This is a genomic window from Halomonas koreensis (genome assembly GCF_031451675.1).
Classification (GTDB): domain Bacteria; phylum Pseudomonadota; class Gammaproteobacteria; order Pseudomonadales; family Halomonadaceae; genus Halomonas; species Halomonas koreensis.
The window spans coordinates 253,674-268,214 of sequence record NZ_JARWAK010000003.1 but is presented as its reverse complement, the minus strand read 5'-3'; the positions used below and the strand labels follow the sequence as shown (position 1 = coordinate 268,214).

The 14,541-nt window shown below is 48.4% G+C and carries 14 protein-coding genes and 1 pseudogene; 7 read left to right on the top strand and 8 right to left on the bottom strand.

Annotated elements, in window-relative coordinates:
• Positions 1-65 precede the first annotated feature (65 nt).
• Both QC818_RS05630 and QC818_RS05625 read left to right on the top strand, forming a co-directional pair.
• Positions 66-653, top strand: a complete 588-nt coding sequence (locus QC818_RS05630; RefSeq protein WP_309651862.1) for a TetR/AcrR family transcriptional regulator — start codon at positions 66-68, stop codon at positions 651-653.
• A gap of 66 nt (positions 654-719) precedes the next feature.
• On the top strand, positions 720-1,289 hold the full coding sequence (locus tag QC818_RS05625; protein ID WP_309651861.1) for a carboxymuconolactone decarboxylase family protein: 570 nt from the start codon (positions 720-722) through the stop codon (positions 1,287-1,289).
• A 186-nt stretch (positions 1,290-1,475) separates the two neighbouring features.
• Here the strand turns inward: QC818_RS05625 and QC818_RS05620 are convergent.
• From QC818_RS05620 to QC818_RS05585, 8 genes and pseudogenes are all read right to left on the bottom strand, one after another.
• Positions 1,476-1,736: pseudogene (locus tag QC818_RS05620) on the bottom strand (YjbQ family protein); the annotation flags it as partial.
• A gap of 99 nt (positions 1,737-1,835) precedes the next feature.
• Positions 1,836-2,084, bottom strand: coding sequence for a hypothetical protein (locus QC818_RS05615; protein ID WP_309651859.1), 249 nt, complete (start codon positions 2,082-2,084; stop codon positions 1,836-1,838).
• A gap of 34 nt (positions 2,085-2,118) precedes the next feature.
• The gene (locus QC818_RS05610) at positions 2,119-3,108 is read right to left on the bottom strand and encodes a hypothetical protein (RefSeq protein ID WP_309651858.1); all 990 of its coding nucleotides are present in this window, start codon (positions 3,106-3,108) and stop codon (positions 2,119-2,121) included.
• Positions 3,109-3,111: 3 nt separating this feature from the next.
• Positions 3,112-3,531: a secondary thiamine-phosphate synthase enzyme YjbQ gene (locus QC818_RS05605; RefSeq protein ID WP_309651857.1), complete on the bottom strand. Its 420-nt coding sequence runs from the start codon at positions 3,529-3,531 to the stop codon at positions 3,112-3,114.
• Positions 3,532-3,541: 10 nt separating this feature from the next.
• Positions 3,542-3,910 carry a hypothetical protein gene (locus QC818_RS05600; protein ID WP_309651856.1) on the bottom strand — a complete coding sequence of 123 codons (369 nt, stop codon included), beginning with the start codon at positions 3,908-3,910 and terminating at the stop codon, positions 3,542-3,544.
• Positions 3,907-5,880 (bottom strand): hypothetical protein, encoded by a 1,974-nt coding sequence (locus QC818_RS05595; RefSeq protein WP_309651855.1) that lies wholly within the window; start codon positions 5,878-5,880, stop codon positions 3,907-3,909. Before QC818_RS05595 ends, QC818_RS05600 begins: the two co-directional genes overlap by 4 nt.
• Positions 5,880-7,793 (bottom strand): hypothetical protein, encoded by a 1,914-nt coding sequence (locus QC818_RS05590; protein ID WP_309651854.1) that lies wholly within the window; start codon positions 7,791-7,793, stop codon positions 5,880-5,882. The genes QC818_RS05595 and QC818_RS05590 overlap by 1 nt, the downstream gene beginning before the upstream one ends.
• A gap of 4 nt (positions 7,794-7,797) precedes the next feature.
• Positions 7,798-9,216, bottom strand: coding sequence for a hypothetical protein (locus tag QC818_RS05585; protein ID WP_309651853.1), 1,419 nt, complete (start codon positions 9,214-9,216; stop codon positions 7,798-7,800).
• Between the two features lie 107 nt (positions 9,217-9,323).
• Between QC818_RS05585 and QC818_RS05580 the strand changes: the two genes are divergently transcribed.
• The 5 genes from QC818_RS05580 to QC818_RS05560 are packed head-to-tail and all read left to right on the top strand — an operon-like array spanning position 9,324 to position 14,528.
• Positions 9,324-9,908 carry a restriction endonuclease subunit S gene (locus QC818_RS05580; protein WP_309651852.1) on the top strand — a complete coding sequence of 195 codons (585 nt, stop codon included), beginning with the start codon at positions 9,324-9,326 and terminating at the stop codon, positions 9,906-9,908.
• Between the two features lie 14 nt (positions 9,909-9,922).
• Positions 9,923-11,446 carry a type I restriction-modification system subunit M gene (locus QC818_RS05575; protein ID WP_275288338.1) on the top strand — a complete coding sequence of 508 codons (1,524 nt, stop codon included), beginning with the start codon at positions 9,923-9,925 and terminating at the stop codon, positions 11,444-11,446.
• Positions 11,436-12,626: a restriction endonuclease subunit S gene (locus QC818_RS05570; RefSeq protein ID WP_309651851.1), complete on the top strand. Its 1,191-nt coding sequence runs from the start codon at positions 11,436-11,438 to the stop codon at positions 12,624-12,626. The genes QC818_RS05575 and QC818_RS05570 overlap by 11 nt, the downstream gene beginning before the upstream one ends.
• Positions 12,627-13,922, top strand: coding sequence for a nucleotide-binding domain-containing protein (locus QC818_RS05565; RefSeq protein ID WP_309651850.1), 1,296 nt, complete (start codon positions 12,627-12,629; stop codon positions 13,920-13,922).
• A gap of 9 nt (positions 13,923-13,931) precedes the next feature.
• On the top strand, positions 13,932-14,528 hold the full coding sequence (locus QC818_RS05560; protein WP_309651849.1) for an SLATT domain-containing protein: 597 nt from the start codon (positions 13,932-13,934) through the stop codon (positions 14,526-14,528).
• Positions 14,529-14,541: the final 13 nt, after the last annotated feature.

Sequence of the window (14,541 nt, the reverse complement as noted above, 5' to 3'; positions counted from 1 at the left end):
ACCGAAATGGAGCCTGGCCGCGTCTATTGCTTGAATAATGGAACGGTTGGTCCTAAAGTCTGCGCATGACACGCGGACGCCCCATCGCCTACAGCCCCGACGACGCCCTGGCCGCCGCCTTACGGGTGTTCTGGGCCAGCGGCTACGAGGCCGCCTCGACCCGGCGGCTGCTCGACGCCATGCAGCTTTCCCGCAGCAGCCTCTATCAGGCCTTCGGCAACAAGGAGCAGCTGTTTCTCGCCGCGCTGCGTTGCTACCGGGAGACGCTGATGGCGCGCCTCGAGCGGCGCCTGGCGGCCGCTCCCACGGCGCGTCATTTCCTCGAGGCGCTGTTTTTCGAAACCGCCGGGGAGGCGTCCGGCGAGCAGGCCGCCCTGGGCTGCCTGATCTTCAACTCGGCCACCGAGCTCGGGCGCCGCGACGACGCCCCGGCTCGGGAGGCGCGCGATAGCGTGGCGGCGATCACCGCGGTCTTCCGCCGCGCCGTCGAGCGAGGGCAGGCCGAGGGCAGCATCGCCCCGGGGCGCGAGCCCGACGCCCTGGCCCGCTACCTGACCCTGGGCATGGCCGGGCTGCGCACCCTGATCAAGAGCGGCACCGCCCCCGAGGAGGCCCGCCAGGCGGCGGCGCTGGTCCTCGAGGGCCTGGATTGACGTTTTCCTGCGCCTTTTCTGGAACGAACGATACAAAAATGGCGCACCCATCGAGGAGGCAAGACGATGAGCACCGAGTATCGCATCCAGCAGGCTCCCCAGACCCTCGACGACGCCGACGGCAAGGCCCGTCCGCTGCTCGAGCAGGCCAGGCAGGCCCTGGGCTTCGTGCCCAGGATGTACGAGTCCATGGCCAAGGCCCCGGGGGTGCTCGACACCTACCTCCACGGCTACCAGCTGTTCCGCGAGGACTCGGGCTTCTCGCCGGCCGAGCAGGAGGTGGTCTTCCTGACCATCAGCCGGCTCAACGGCTGCGAGTACTGCATGTCGGCCCACAGCATGCTGGCCGACCAGGTCTCCGAGGTGCCGGACGCCGCCCTCCGGGCCCTGCGCGAGGACCGCGAGATCCCCGATGCCCGCCTGGCGGCGCTGAGCCGCTTCACCCGGGCGATGTTCGAGAGCCGTGGCCGCCCGTCGCAAGGCGAGGCCCAGGCCTTCCTGGACGCCGGCTTCACGGAGCGGCACATGCTGCAGGTGGTGCTGGCGCTCGCCGTGAAGACGCTCAGCAACTACTCCAACCATCTCAACCAGCCGGAACTGGACGAGGCCTTCGCCGGCCACGCCTGGCAGGGCTGATCGACCCGCCCCCCTCCAAGACGCCCCGCCGAGCGCGGGGCGTCGCGCTCATGGAGCCTTCTCGGGATGCCAGACGAGAGGAGCGCCGGAGAGGCGAAATGGCGCCCCAGGAAGGGAGCACCGCACCCTCGCGGACAGGCGTCGCCGGAACGGTTCATCGCCTGCCTGGGGCGCGGGACCTGACGCCTACTGCCCGTTCAGGGTGGCGATCATCCGCCGGCCGCCGCCCCGGTCGCGATGCTCGCCGAGCCAGATGCCCTGCCAGGTGCCGAGCGCCAGGCGGCCGTCGCGCACCGCCAGGGTCAGCTGGGTGCCGAGCAGGCTCGCCGCCACGTGGGCGGGCATGTCACGCATACGGCTGAGATGGACGCCATATGGACGCCTGTACCTCCCATGGTTGCTTGGAAAGCAGATTTTCTGGATGTCCACATCGATGTCTTGGCGTATGGACTTAGCTAACTGACTTCTGTCCATATTTCTTTCAACCTCGGTAGGATAAAGGTAATGCGGTGTGTTCACTATGGTGTTAGCCATTATTATGAACAATCATGGTTTGACCCCGAGTCTGTTTTTAATCTCATTTATATTTTTTTCAGCTAACATCATGTCATGAGCGAACTGCACAGTGCTCCTTTTATATCGCTCCCATATTATTTTTTGAATCGGAGTCATGGAGTCGTCTCCAAGATCTATAAAATCAATGGCTTCGGAAATTTCTTCTAATGCTATAGCCACCCAAGCTGTAGATGACTTTTTGGGGAGTTCGATATTCGGGAGATTTTTTTTAAAACTCATGACCATTCCTTTAGCGAGAGAAGATTTTTCGTTATTAGTTGCGCGCTATATGTTGGAAGCGTTTTATATCTATATTTTTCAATACATCATCTACCCTGCTGAGACTGAAAGCCACCTCTATGGCCTTTAAAGCATCTGAAGAGTCACGAAGGCCAAGTTTTTCCCCGGCCTGCATTGCCCAAAAAGGCATCCTGTCAGATATTTTTTCAGCCGATACGAGATTGGTTCTCTGCAAGTAAGAGGTTATTGAAGAGTGGAATATATACTGCCTCTCATTAGGCATAGGATGGACAGAACGGGCTCCGCCAGTTAGCTGCTGTAGTAAAGTAGACAGCGAGGTTAATGAATAGACCAAAAATTCATACACAGCAAGACGATTTGGAAAACGAATATGGCGACCTAATCCATCAGGCCCGAGAGCTTCATCTAGAAAGACCATCAAGAATTCTATGGACTGACGGTCCGCCTCAGCTTCGAAGGCATGGCGTATCTCGAAGTCGTCTTCTGAGATGGCTGAACCGCTCTCGCCAAATTCATGTAGCTCACCATAGCCAGTAACTTCTTCAAGATAATCTGTATGGCCAAGAACAATGTGTGAAATCTCGTGTAAGATTATCGCGTAGCTGCAGGTGTAGTAAGAAAAATCTGCGAGCAGCTTTCTTCTTCCCGACTTTCTTTTTTCCTTGTCGATGATTTTCAATTCTTTCAGCCAAGGGAAGAAATTAAAGCTGGACTCAAAAATACGAGAGGCTAGCCAGATATGGTAAGATAGCCCCGCTGTCATTTCTATCTTGTAAAAACCGTTTTTCGTATCTACTGGGCATGCATAAGCTCGAATCTTTTCCGGGTTAAAAACATCCAGAGATAAGTCTATGTTTGTGCGAACACCTTCTTGGTTTTCAAAATGCAGTGAAGAAAGAATCTCTTGGAAGTGTGTGTTCACACTCTCGATCATTGGCTCAAAATGTTCGTAACTATAGCCTGGGCCACCAATGTAAATTATGGGGTTTTTCTTTGATTTCATTCCTTACTCTCCCTGTATGGTGATTACTAATTCTCTGGGACCGCCATGATTGCGATGCTCGCATAGATAGATACCTTGCCAGGTGCCCATGTTCATTCGTCCATCAGAGATAGGAATCTGTACACTGGGTCCTAGGAGGCTGCTTTTTAAGTGTGCGGGAAGGTCGTCACTCCCTTCAAATATGTGTTGGTAATAAGGTACATCTTCAGGCACTGCACGATTAAAGAAGCTTTCAAAGTCGTTTCGTACAGTCGGGTCTGCATTTTCGTTGATGGTCAATGAAGCTGAAGTATGCTTTATAAAAACACTCAGTAAGCCTGTTTTTATATTCTTTATGTCGCCGATAGCCTGTGCAACGTCATCGGTGATCAGGTGAAAGCCACGAGAACGGGGCTTCAAAGTAATTTCTTTCTGTATCCACACAATTGTTCTCCTATTTTCGAAGTGGAACAACTTTCTTTAGGCTTTCAATCTCTTTCTCAAGCTGAGCAAGTCTTTCCATAAGCATCAGCTCACGGTTAAGAGCTTGGTGGTAGAGTTCCCGGTAGTTGTTCTTTGCACTTTGCTCAGCTTTCAGCCGATTGTCAATCGATTGGTATGAGTGATTGATGTTAGCAGCAGCATTGTCAATAGCTTCGATCAGCTCAGAAAAAGAAGTACGAGATTTCTTGATGGATCCCCGCTTTCGGCCAGCCTCAAGCGCTACAGTATCTTTGTTGATGGGGCTGCTCTTGGGAACCCTGACCGGCGTATTGGAACGCAGTCTACTTAACGCTTCCCAATAATCATTCAATGCACTCATTGTTCACCTGCCTTGCTCATGACGCGCTCTTTGTATTCGAGGAGATGGCGAAGTTCCTCCTTTTCTGTGCGAAACTCCACGCTATCAGGAACGGTGTCTTCAAGCTCGTCAACAAACAATTGTTGCCTGGCTATGACACGATCAAGCTTGCTCTGTTTGATTACTGACCTAGAGCACGTTAGGCAGGAGGTCATCGAACGAAGCAGCTTCTGGTCACAGGGAGCAACCGTAGTGCAGGCACCCAATGGTGTTTGAACATACGCGATTTCACCCTTTTTGAACTGTTTTATTAGCTCCTCCCTGCTATCCGAAAAGACCAGTTGTTTGTTGCTGCTAGGTTTTTTTCGATCGATAAAGGTGCCATGAGCCCCATACAGAGGCTCCCCAGAACTCAGAACATCACTAATGTAGGCAATGGCGTCTGCTTCTGGTTTATCCCGTTTGATAAGCTGAGAAATGTGCTCTTGGGCAGTGGCGTCATAGCTTTGGCTGCTGGATTGGGAGTAGTAGACGGTCATTTCTCGACTGACGTGCTTTAGCTGTCTTTTTAGCGAGGGTAGGGAAACTAAAGCCGATTGAGCGACATAGAATGAAAGCGAACGTCTGAACTGGTGGATCGTGAATCGCCATATGCTGCCCACTGAAAAGGCTTTCTCACTTTCCCAGGCACGAAAAGGGTTTATTTTTTCAAGTTCATTAAGATCGTCTCCTGTAACCCTAAATGCATCTTGATCCAGAAAATTGTAAATTTCATGAGATTTGCTTGAAGCATCACCCATGATTATATTGACAGCATCATAGTCAACCCGAGTGAAAAGTGAAAGATATCCTGTTGATATGAATAGCGGGGTTTCGTGATACGGTAGTTTGATCTTCCGTGAAACGAGTTTGGCAAGCATGCCGGCAATCTCGTAAGCTCTTTCTACTTCTTGGCTGGTGATCCAGCTAACCCCCTTTTTTTGACCCACAAACTTACTGGTTGTCCCTAAAAGTTTGTAAGTGCCATTAGATACTTTTAGCGAGTTAGTTAGAAGGCTCAGCGATTCAGAGCTGCGCATACCAGTGTAGATATGTAAAATAATGCGAGCCCCATGTTGAATTCGCGTAAGAAAAGTTGACAGAGAAGGCATGTTGTTAACTTTGTACTTGGCTAGGTACTCCCAGATGCCGTGTTCCTGCGCAGCTTCCTTGAAAAAAGGTTTGAAATCTTTTGTGCGATAGCCAATCTTTGTTTGTAAAGCTGGAGAGCGTGCATAACGGTCACAGTCAAGGATTGACTCAATGAACCTTTGCAGCTGGTCTTTGATCTCATGGAGATCTTCAAAGAAATCATCCAGCTGCTGTATCAGTTCTGAGTAAATTCTGTTGGGGACCACCGGATGTTGGTTGTCTTCACCCAAGCTGTGTAGTCTTCTTTTTACTGTCTCGAACTTGAAATTGTATAATATTTTATACTCCGAAGCTTCGCTTGGTAGCGTGATTAGATGAGATAACACGGAAGATAGACCAGTAAGAAGGCTTCTCGTCGTAATCTTGCCCACAAATTTGGTTAGTTCGTCTTCCGCCTGAAGCACTTCTTTAATAGTTAGCCCATGGTTCTCGCAGTATTTGGCCAGACTTCTGACTGCTTTGAAATATGTCATCGTGGTGCTGATGCTGATACCCGATGCTCGCCCAGAATCTACCATAAATAACAAGAGGAACATCAGCCATTTGACTTCTTCTTTTGTACTGTTGCTGAAGACTTTGAAATTGAATCTGGCATTGCCAGTATTTCCACTCAGGCGATAGGGTCTAAAATCCCATACGTCATCTGAATAGATAGATAGTGTTTTGCCCTCAAGAGTCTTTGATACAACAAAATCAGGAAGAGGACGTTGGCCCACTTCATTTGGAGTAAATGGGGCAGGCGCACTGGCGATGTCCTGGGCCAGTGATGAAAAGTTTGGGTAGTAGGCCTGTGCTTTCATTATATTAACTCTAGGTCATCCATAAGTTGAAGCTTCTTGGCCCAGTATTTGGACAACAACTCTTCGTCTTTTATTGAGCTTTGTATTTTTTTTGCATCAACTTCGGAGAGCTTACCCGATGCCTCTATCTGTGAAGCTATGCTGTTGATGGCATCTACGGCCGGTTGAACAACTTCCTCGAAGTGATGACCATTAAAAGCTAAATGCTTTGACTGCTCAAGTATGTATTTGAGGCTTAAGATTTTTCTGTAATCCATAGTGTCTGCGTGAACGCGGAAGTTTTTGCAGAATAAACACCCTTCCGGTGTTTTACAGTCTGGCTGGATATGTGAGCTTGAAGAGGGGGTGGGTGAGTGAAGTTCGACACACTGCCCTGTGGCGATAGAGTTGGTAGGCTTTTCATTGGAGATTATGATATCGCTTTTAAACTTGGTGAAAAAGTTCGTCAGCTCCTTGCTGGCTTGATCGTCAGAGCCTTCAGAATAATGCTTTATCACCGTCTCCGGTGTGTTCTGTAATAGCGTGGCGGTGGTGTTTAAGTCAGATTTTTCAAGTAGCCAGTTGCTCTTGTGGGCTCGCCACATACGCGTTGTGATTTTGGTTTTGAAGTCGAAGCATATTTCAAGCCTTCGATGGAAGTCCGTTGATAGGTTCATGGATAGAGGGTAGATATCTTTCCCGTTGAAGGAGAAGAAAAGATAGTTAAAGCTTTCCCTTCCGGTTCCTTTGATTAAGTGGTCACGCAACCTTAATGCTTTCCTGAAAAGGTTGAGAAACCTAGCCTCAATGTAGAATTCAACCGGTCTTCCGCCTGCCCTATACTTGATTGATCGAAATCCCTGCCGGTCGATGCCGACCTGGTAGTCGTCTGACCACTCTAAGGAGGCGAACTGCCCGAGGCTCATACCCGTGCTGGAAGAAAATAGCATCATGAAAGCCTGAAAGGCCATTGATGCGGCCCTCATCCTATGGATACTGTATTTATCATTATTGGCTTGATCGATTCTTGTTAATGCTCTATTTCGAGCAACCTTTGCATTTTGTGCTTGGGAGCGGTGCTGTGTCATTTTTTGTGCTATTTCTTCAGCACCGAATATCGTTCCATTGATATAGTCGTAAGCTTTATAGTTTTTCCCATTCTGAGTTTTTTTCTCGATATTTGAGGGACCCGCAAATGGCATCTGAGTAGGGAAAAACCAATAGTAGCCATGTTCAAAGTCTAGTCTCTTAGGGAAGCGCTCAAAGTCAATGACAAAGTCACACAGTTGGTGGAATAACGATGTGTAGAACTTTAGTGCCGATCGTGCTTGTTCCTGCTCAGGTGTTTCAGTGATGTTAACCGCCCTAAATGAGCGACTGATTTTTCTAACACCTCTGAAAAGATCACCATAACGATCAGAGTAGATGTTTCTACCAGCAGTGAAGAGCACTAGCTGAAGAGTGGCAGCGGTATTGATATTCATCTGACTCTTTCGTACAAGGTCAATTAAATATTCGGTGAATTCTCCAACTGCATCGATATAATGCTGTTGGGAGTCTAAGCCTTGCACGTAGCTATCGTCACACCAGTTAACAAAGCGTTGAAATTGACCGACTGATGTTTTGAGGCTGGCTGGTGATTTGCCTAGTCGAATATGCTGGCTGAGATAGTCAAGGTAGTTAGTGATAAATGTCTTGCGACCCGTACGGTAACTGTCCGTATCCACTAGGTTGATAACACTTTCCTCCCTTGTGTTATCGCCACTTTTGCGCCTGCGGACTGAATAACACCAGGAGCCAACGTCCATAGGGAACTTGTAACCGGGAATATAGACACGAACCAAGTGCGGGGCAATCAGGGTAAGCTTGCCTTGCGTATCGAAGGGGAGGTCCGAAAGTTTATATACTGTAGTTTTGCGCTCCATCCAGGCCATAGAGTCACTCTTCCTTAACAATTTGTTCCAAGAAGGATTCAAACTCGCTTTGCAGGTGGCTAGCGATCTTGAATTTCTTCCGGTAATTCAAATAGCCCTCAGTTGTGCTGAGTTGGCTATGCCCCATTCGCTCCCGCACGTACATCAATGTCTGAAAGAACTCGGGCCGCTGTTCATCGGTAGCGTGTCTTTCGCTATGTTGGTCAAGCAGGCTCTCCACAAGATTCATGCCAAAACTGGCACGGAGGTCGTGGAATCGAAAGGTGAAATCATGTCCATGCTGATTCAGGTTTGGCATCAGTTGTTGATGAATGAACTGAGTCACAGCATTACCGCGTGGCGGAGAGCGATATAGAAACGCAAAAGGGTCGCTTGTGGCCATGTAATAAGGCTGACCTGCTCGGGTCAGAAAGAGATACTGCTCATCAACCTCCGGATAGGTGTGCTGACTTTTCGCCACCCGTTGCAATCTGCGCGGTGATTGGCTGTAGATCTGGAGCCTGGTGTAGAGCCAGACTGGCACAAGTAGCGTCATTTGCTTGCCATACTTGGTGTTGATCAATGTGCCATGCCCGACCTTGATTCGCTTCGATACGGTGCCGTCACGTGGTGGTGAGGCCACATGCTTCGAGCGAAGCGTGAAGATGGTTTGTAGTCGGGCACCTGTCGTCAAGGCGAGCAGGAACGCCAGCGTCATCTCGGTATTGCCAATGCGCTGGAGTGCCTCGACTAAGGCTATCTGCTCGTCTTTCGGCAGTGGCCGCAGTTTGCCGCCGTCTTCCAGGTATTCGCTGAAATCGTGACTTTGTCGCGCTGTGCGGAACGATCGGGTCAAGTCAGTGCTCTTGACTTGCCTCTGGTGCTGGAGGCCTTTCGCATCCTTGAAGCTGAGGCGCGTGTCACTCTCGACCCATAGGGGGTGGGGGAAACGAACACCATCATGCTCCAGCCAGCGATAAAAATTCTGCACTGTACTCATGCGGCGTTTGGCCGTGCTGGCTTTGATGGTGTGAAAGCCCACGAGGTCATGCAGGAAAGCGCAGTAGCGATAGGTCGGGCGAGCACGAGGGCGTCCGGGGACGTTGAGGAAATCGATATCGTCATCGAGCTGCCACTGGCGAAAGTGAGCGAGGTCGCCAGCGATAGACTCCAGGGTGCGATGGCTGATCGGCGAGATGTCAGCTAGCCGGCTTAAGAGGTAGCGGTTGGCTTCTTGCCAGGGGCTACCGTCCGGATCCAGCACCACCGGGTAGTGGTAGCAATTGTCCCGGAAATGGCTCTGAAGGCGCTCCGCCCAGAAGGGCCGTCCATCACGGGGGGAGCACCGCCATGCCTCTGGGCTGGGACTTTGGGAGACGGACGGCTGGTAACAGTCCAGCTTGCGCAGTACCTCAACGCGCACCTGTGTCGGTGAAGCCTTCACTACCATGCACCTTTTTATTGCATCAATGGCGATGAGACGAAAATAGCTTGACAGGAGTGAGAAGGCAAACCAGTATTCTGCATCATTGACGATGAAACGAGATCGATATGCAGCTGGGCGACCTAGCAAGTATCCAAGCGGGCTACCCGTTCCGGGGCAAGATTGCCGACTTGCCGGAAGGGGAGGCTCTGGTGGTGCAGATGCGAGACATCGCGGATGGCGGCATCGATTGGGCCTCTTGCACCCGCACTGCACTCACCGGCAAGCGAGCGCCGAATTGGCTCAAGCCGGGCGACCTGCTTGTGGCTGCGCGAGGCAGCCACTACTACGCAATCGAGGTGGACTCTCAGGCCGAGGATCACTGCGTGGCGGCGCCGCACTTCTACGTGGTGAAAGCCCAGATGGAGCGGATTCTCCCCCGATACCTTTGTTGGCTGATCAACCAGCGCCCTTGCCAGCGCTTCCTGGAGCAGAACGCCGAAGGCAGTCTGACCAAAAGCATCCGGCGTCGTGTACTGGAATCGCTGCCCATTACCGTTCCTCCGCTCAAGCGGCAGCACCAGTGGGTCGGGCTGATCGATACGCTGTCGCAGGAGCGCAGGCTGCTGCATGAACAACTGGCCGCTAATTCGGCATTGCAGTCGGCACTGGCCGCTGATCTGCTGGGCCATCAGGATGAACGCAACCCATGACAGGACATGACTCAATGAGCGAGCAAATCAACCAGGACAGTATCAACAAGGCCCTGTGGGCGGCCTGCGATACGTTTCGCGGCACCATCAGCGCGGACACCTATAAAGATTTCATCCTCACGATGCTGTTTCTGAAGTACATCTCGGATGTATGGCAGGACCACTACGATAGCTACCAAGCCGACTATGGTGATGAGCCGGAGCTGATCGAGGAGTTGATGAAGAACGAGCGTTTCGTCCTGCCACGTGATGCCAGTTTCTACACACTTTGGGAGCACCGACACGAGCCAGGCAATGGCGAGCGGATCGACCGCGCCCTGCACGCCATCGAGGAAGCGAATGGCACCAAGCTCAAGGACGCAAGCAAAAGCGTATTCCAGGATATCTCCTTCAATACCGACAAGCTTGGTGGAGAAAAGCAGAAGAATACGACTCTGCGCCATCTTCTTGAAGATTTTGCCAAACCTGAGCTCAATCTGAAGCCGAGCCGTGTTGGCTCTTTGGATGTGATCGGTAACGCTTATGAGTACCTGATCAAGAACTTCGCTGCCTACGGTGGCCAGAAGGCTGGTGAGTTCTATACGCCACCAGAAGTGTCGGATTTGATTGCTGAGCTATTGAACCCTCAACCGGGTGATACCATCTGTGACCCTGCTTGTGGCTCCGGTTCGCTGCTAATGAAATGTGGACGCAAGGTTGTAGAAAATTACGGAAGCCGTGAATATGCCCTTTACGGTCAAGAGTCGATTAACTCCACATGGGCGCTATGCAAGATGAACATGTTCTTGCATGGCGAAGACAACCACAAGGTTGAGTGGGGCGATACAATACAGAACCCACTTTTGCTAGATAATAATGGTGAGCTAAAGTTATTCGATATAGTTACTGCTAATCCTCCGTTTAGTCTCGATAAGTGGGGTCATGACGAGGCTGTTCACGACAAATTCAGCCGTTTCCGTCGTGGAGTCCCCCCAAAGACCAAGGGTGATTACGCATTCATCCAGCATATGATTGAGACATTGCAACCTGCCTCTGGTCGTATGGGAGTGGTAGTCCCCCATGGCGTACTTTTTCGTGGCTCAAGCGAAGGGAGGATCCGTAAGAAGTTAATCGAAGAGAATCTATTGTATGCCGTAATTGGCTTGCCAGAGAAATTGTTTTACGGCACAGGTATTCCAGCTGCGATTCTAATCTTTAAAAAGAATAAAAAAGATGATTCTGTTCTTTTTATTGATGCTAGTCGTGAGTTTAAACCCGGCAAGAATCAGAATGTTCTGACGAAAAGCAATATTCAGAAGATTGTTGCTACCTACCGTGAGCGAGTCAGCGTAGATACGTATGCGCATCTGGCAACCCACGAGGAGATCCAAGAAAATGACTACAATCTCAATATTCCGCGCTACGTAGATACCTTTGAGGAAGAGGAAGAAATTGACCTGATGGCCGTGCGTAACGAACGAAAGAAGCTACAGTCTCAGCTTACTGATCTTGAAGGTAGAATGGAGCAGTATTTAGAGGAGCTGGGCTATGGTGCCTGAGGGGTGGCATGTTAAAAGCGTTGGAGACATATGCACTTTCATCAATGGGCATGGGTTTAAATCCCAAGATTGGTCTGATTGTGGGCTGCCGATAATTCGCATTCAAAATTTAAACGGTTCCGAGAGTTTTAATTTTTATGATGGTGCCATAAAAAAGCAGTGGCTTGTGAATCCAGGTGATATACTTTTTGCTTGGGCTGGGACTAAAGGAGTTTCATTTGGCGCCAAGCTTTGGAAAGGGCCAAAAGGTGTCCTTAATCAACACATTTTTCGTGTTGAGCCTAAATTAAAAGTTGATCATACTTGGCTTTACTTTGCCATGCTATCAGTTACCAAGCGTGTTGAAGAGAAAGCACATGGTTTTAAGTCTACCCTTGTTCATGTGCAAAAAAGTGATGTGACCGAGCAGGTTGTTCTTGTTCCCCCGCTTGATGAGCAAAAGAAAATCGCTCAAGTCATCTACACATGGGATGAAGCTGTCCGTACTTGCGAAAGGCTTCTCTCTAATAGTCGCCAGCAGAAGAGGGGGTTACTACAACAGCTGCTTAACGGAAAGCGTAGATTTAATTCTGAGTCTGGAAGAGGGTTTCCGGCTTGGAAGGAAGAGAAAGTCGGTAATTTTTTGAGATTACATAAAGAATATGTGCCTGCTTCAACAAAATTGCCGATACTGACTTCTTCTAGGGACGGTCTCTATGAGCAAGAGCGCTCAGTTATAAATGAAGGGAAGTATGGTGTCATACCTTTTGGCTATTTTACATATAGGCATATGAGTGATGATTTAATTTTTAAGTTCAACTTGAATCGAGAGTGGGAAAAGGGGGCTATTAGCAAAGAGTATCCTGTCTTCTCCGCAAGTGGGGTTGATAAGGATTTTCTAGAAGCTCAATTAAATCATGGCGATGCCTTTAAAAGGTTTGCGATTCAGCAAAAGCAAGGCGGTACAAGAACTCGACTGTATTTTAGAAATTTATGTGAATTCAGGTTTGCGATTCCTTGTCTTGAAGAACAGGAAAAAATTGCTACCGCGCTCTCTGTCGCCAATCAAGAGATTGAAGTTGTCAAGAAAAAGGTTGAGTGCATCAAACATGAAAGAAATGCTTTAATGCAGCAGCTTTTGACAGGTAAGCGGAGAGTGGATTCTGGTGATTTTCAATGTGAAAAAGTTGGCGAGGTGTGAATGTCAGTTTCTGATATGTTTAAAGATTTTTTAGACAATCTAAAGGTTGATAACGCCGAGCGGATTAGTAGTCGCTATGGTGAAATCACTGCTAGCCTAAATAAGAAGTTTAGAGACTCCGAGTCCAAAGAGGCAAACTCACTGAGAGTTGGTTCATATGGGCGTTATACCGGCATCAAAGGCATCTCAGATCTTGATATGCTTTATATAATGCCAAAAGGAGCATGGGATACCTATAAGAATGGGCAGCAGACCCAGCTGTTGACTGATGTTAAGGATGCAATTAAAGCTAGGTATCCGAGTACAAATATTAGAGTTGATCGCTTGGTTGTTACAGTCACATATAAAGACTTCCACGTTGAGGTTCAGCCTGTCTTTGAGAATTTTGATGATGGAGGCAGCTTTTTCAAGTATCCAGACACTTACAATGGTGGAAGCTGGAAAATTACTAAGCCCCGACAGGAAATGCGGGAAATAAAAAAATTAAACGAGCAAAAAAATAGGAATTTGCGTTTATTGTGTAAGATGGGTCGTGCTTGGAAAAACAAGCATGGCGTAGCGATGGGAGGGCTTCTAATTGACACGCTTGCTTATAACTTTATGAAGTCAACGTCATTCTATGATAATAAAAGTTTTCTTTATTTTGACTATTTGAGTAGAGACTTTTTTAACTACTTGGCCGAGCAACCTTGTCAGGATATTTATAAGGCTCCAGGTAGTAATCAGAATGTAAAAGTAAAGAAAAAATTCCAGAAGAAAGCAAGGCAAGCCTACAACTTGTGCTTAAAAGCGATAGATGCAAGGGGAACTGAATCTGAAAATAATAAGTGGAAGAAAGTGTACGGAAGAAGCTTTCCTGCTAAGCAGGGCGTTCAAGAAGCTGTGGCCAAAGCAGGAAGGGGGTGGCGAAACACTGAAGAATTTATTGAAGATACGTATCCCGAAGACATTAAGTTTACTGTTTCTTTGGACTGTGACGTTTCTCAAAATGGCTTTAGAGAGAATTCGCTAATTAATATTATTATGAAAGGGCTGCCCCTTCGGCGGCAGAAGAGACTTAACTTTAAAGTGGTTTCTCATGATGTCCCACACCCATTTTCATTAAAATGGAAGGTCTTGAATCGAGGTGAAGAAGCACAAAAAAGAGATTGCATCAGGGGGCAGATAGAAGATGACGACGGCTCTATGAAAAAAACTGAATCTACTGATTTTAAAGGAGAGCACCTAGTCGAATGCTATGCTGTTAAAGACGGAGTGGTTGTTGCGAAATCAAAAATTGATGTGCCTATCCAGTAGGAGTTAATGGTGAAAAAAAATGATTTGTTAAGAAGCATTGCAGAAAAAGGTTATGATGTTGGTTTTGGGGCAAAAAAGCATTTTGCCACCTATGATATAGTCGAAAAGACGCCGGGGTTCATTAGTTTTATTTCGTTGGCCTTTGGTATTATCGCTCTTGCAATTGATGATATATCAAACAAGCTTGTTTCCTCTGTTTTTATAATTTTAGGCGTTGTGGGTCTCTATGTTTCTTTGAATGATAGTAAGAAGAAGGAGTATGCTGAAGCCGGAGTTGGTATAACTAAGCTTTACTATAGGTTAAAAGCTCTCTATTTTAATGTCAAAGCCATGGATGAGTCAGAGGATGGTTCTGGTTATCAAAAGGAACTTTCTGAAATTGAAGAGGAGTTTTATTCGCTCAGTATAAGCAAGCAGATAATGTTCAGCAATTGGTACGCTCATTATAAGTTTTTCTGGGAGCTCCAGATTGACTGGGTTGCTGAGCAGAGAAGATTCCGTTTTTTTAGAGACAAAGTTCCGCTCTCATTCTTGCTATTTGTCTTGGTTGTTATTTTTTTATCTGGGATTTATTTCTCTGACCTTATAAGCTATGTTTGTCGTTAGCTTTTCTCGTGTG

Bases quoted from the DNA above. Each gene is read 5' to 3' on its own strand.
- QC818_RS05630 (WP_309651862.1), top strand. From the start codon at position 66: ATGACACGCGGACGCCCCATCGCCTACAGCCCCGACGACGCCCTGGCC.
- QC818_RS05625 (WP_309651861.1), top strand. From the start codon at position 720: ATGAGCACCGAGTATCGCATCCAGCAGGCTCCCCAGACCCTCGACGAC.
- QC818_RS05615 (WP_309651859.1), bottom strand. From the start codon at position 2,084: ATGAGTTTTAAAAAAAATCTCCCGAATATCGAACTCCCCAAAAAGTCA.
- QC818_RS05610 (WP_309651858.1), bottom strand. From the start codon at position 3,108: ATGAAATCAAAGAAAAACCCCATAATTTACATTGGTGGCCCAGGCTAT.
- QC818_RS05600 (WP_309651856.1), bottom strand. From the start codon at position 3,910: ATGAGTGCATTGAATGATTATTGGGAAGCGTTAAGTAGACTGCGTTCC.
- QC818_RS05595 (WP_309651855.1), bottom strand. From the start codon at position 5,880: ATGAAAGCACAGGCCTACTACCCAAACTTTTCATCACTGGCCCAGGAC.
- QC818_RS05590 (WP_309651854.1), bottom strand. From the start codon at position 7,793: ATGGCCTGGATGGAGCGCAAAACTACAGTATATAAACTTTCGGACCTC.
- QC818_RS05580 (WP_309651852.1), top strand. From the start codon at position 9,324: ATGCAGCTGGGCGACCTAGCAAGTATCCAAGCGGGCTACCCGTTCCGG.
- QC818_RS05575 (WP_275288338.1), top strand. From the start codon at position 9,923: ATGAGCGAGCAAATCAACCAGGACAGTATCAACAAGGCCCTGTGGGCG.
- QC818_RS05570 (WP_309651851.1), top strand. From the start codon at position 11,436: ATGGTGCCTGAGGGGTGGCATGTTAAAAGCGTTGGAGACATATGCACT.
- QC818_RS05565 (WP_309651850.1), top strand. From the start codon at position 12,627: ATGTCAGTTTCTGATATGTTTAAAGATTTTTTAGACAATCTAAAGGTT.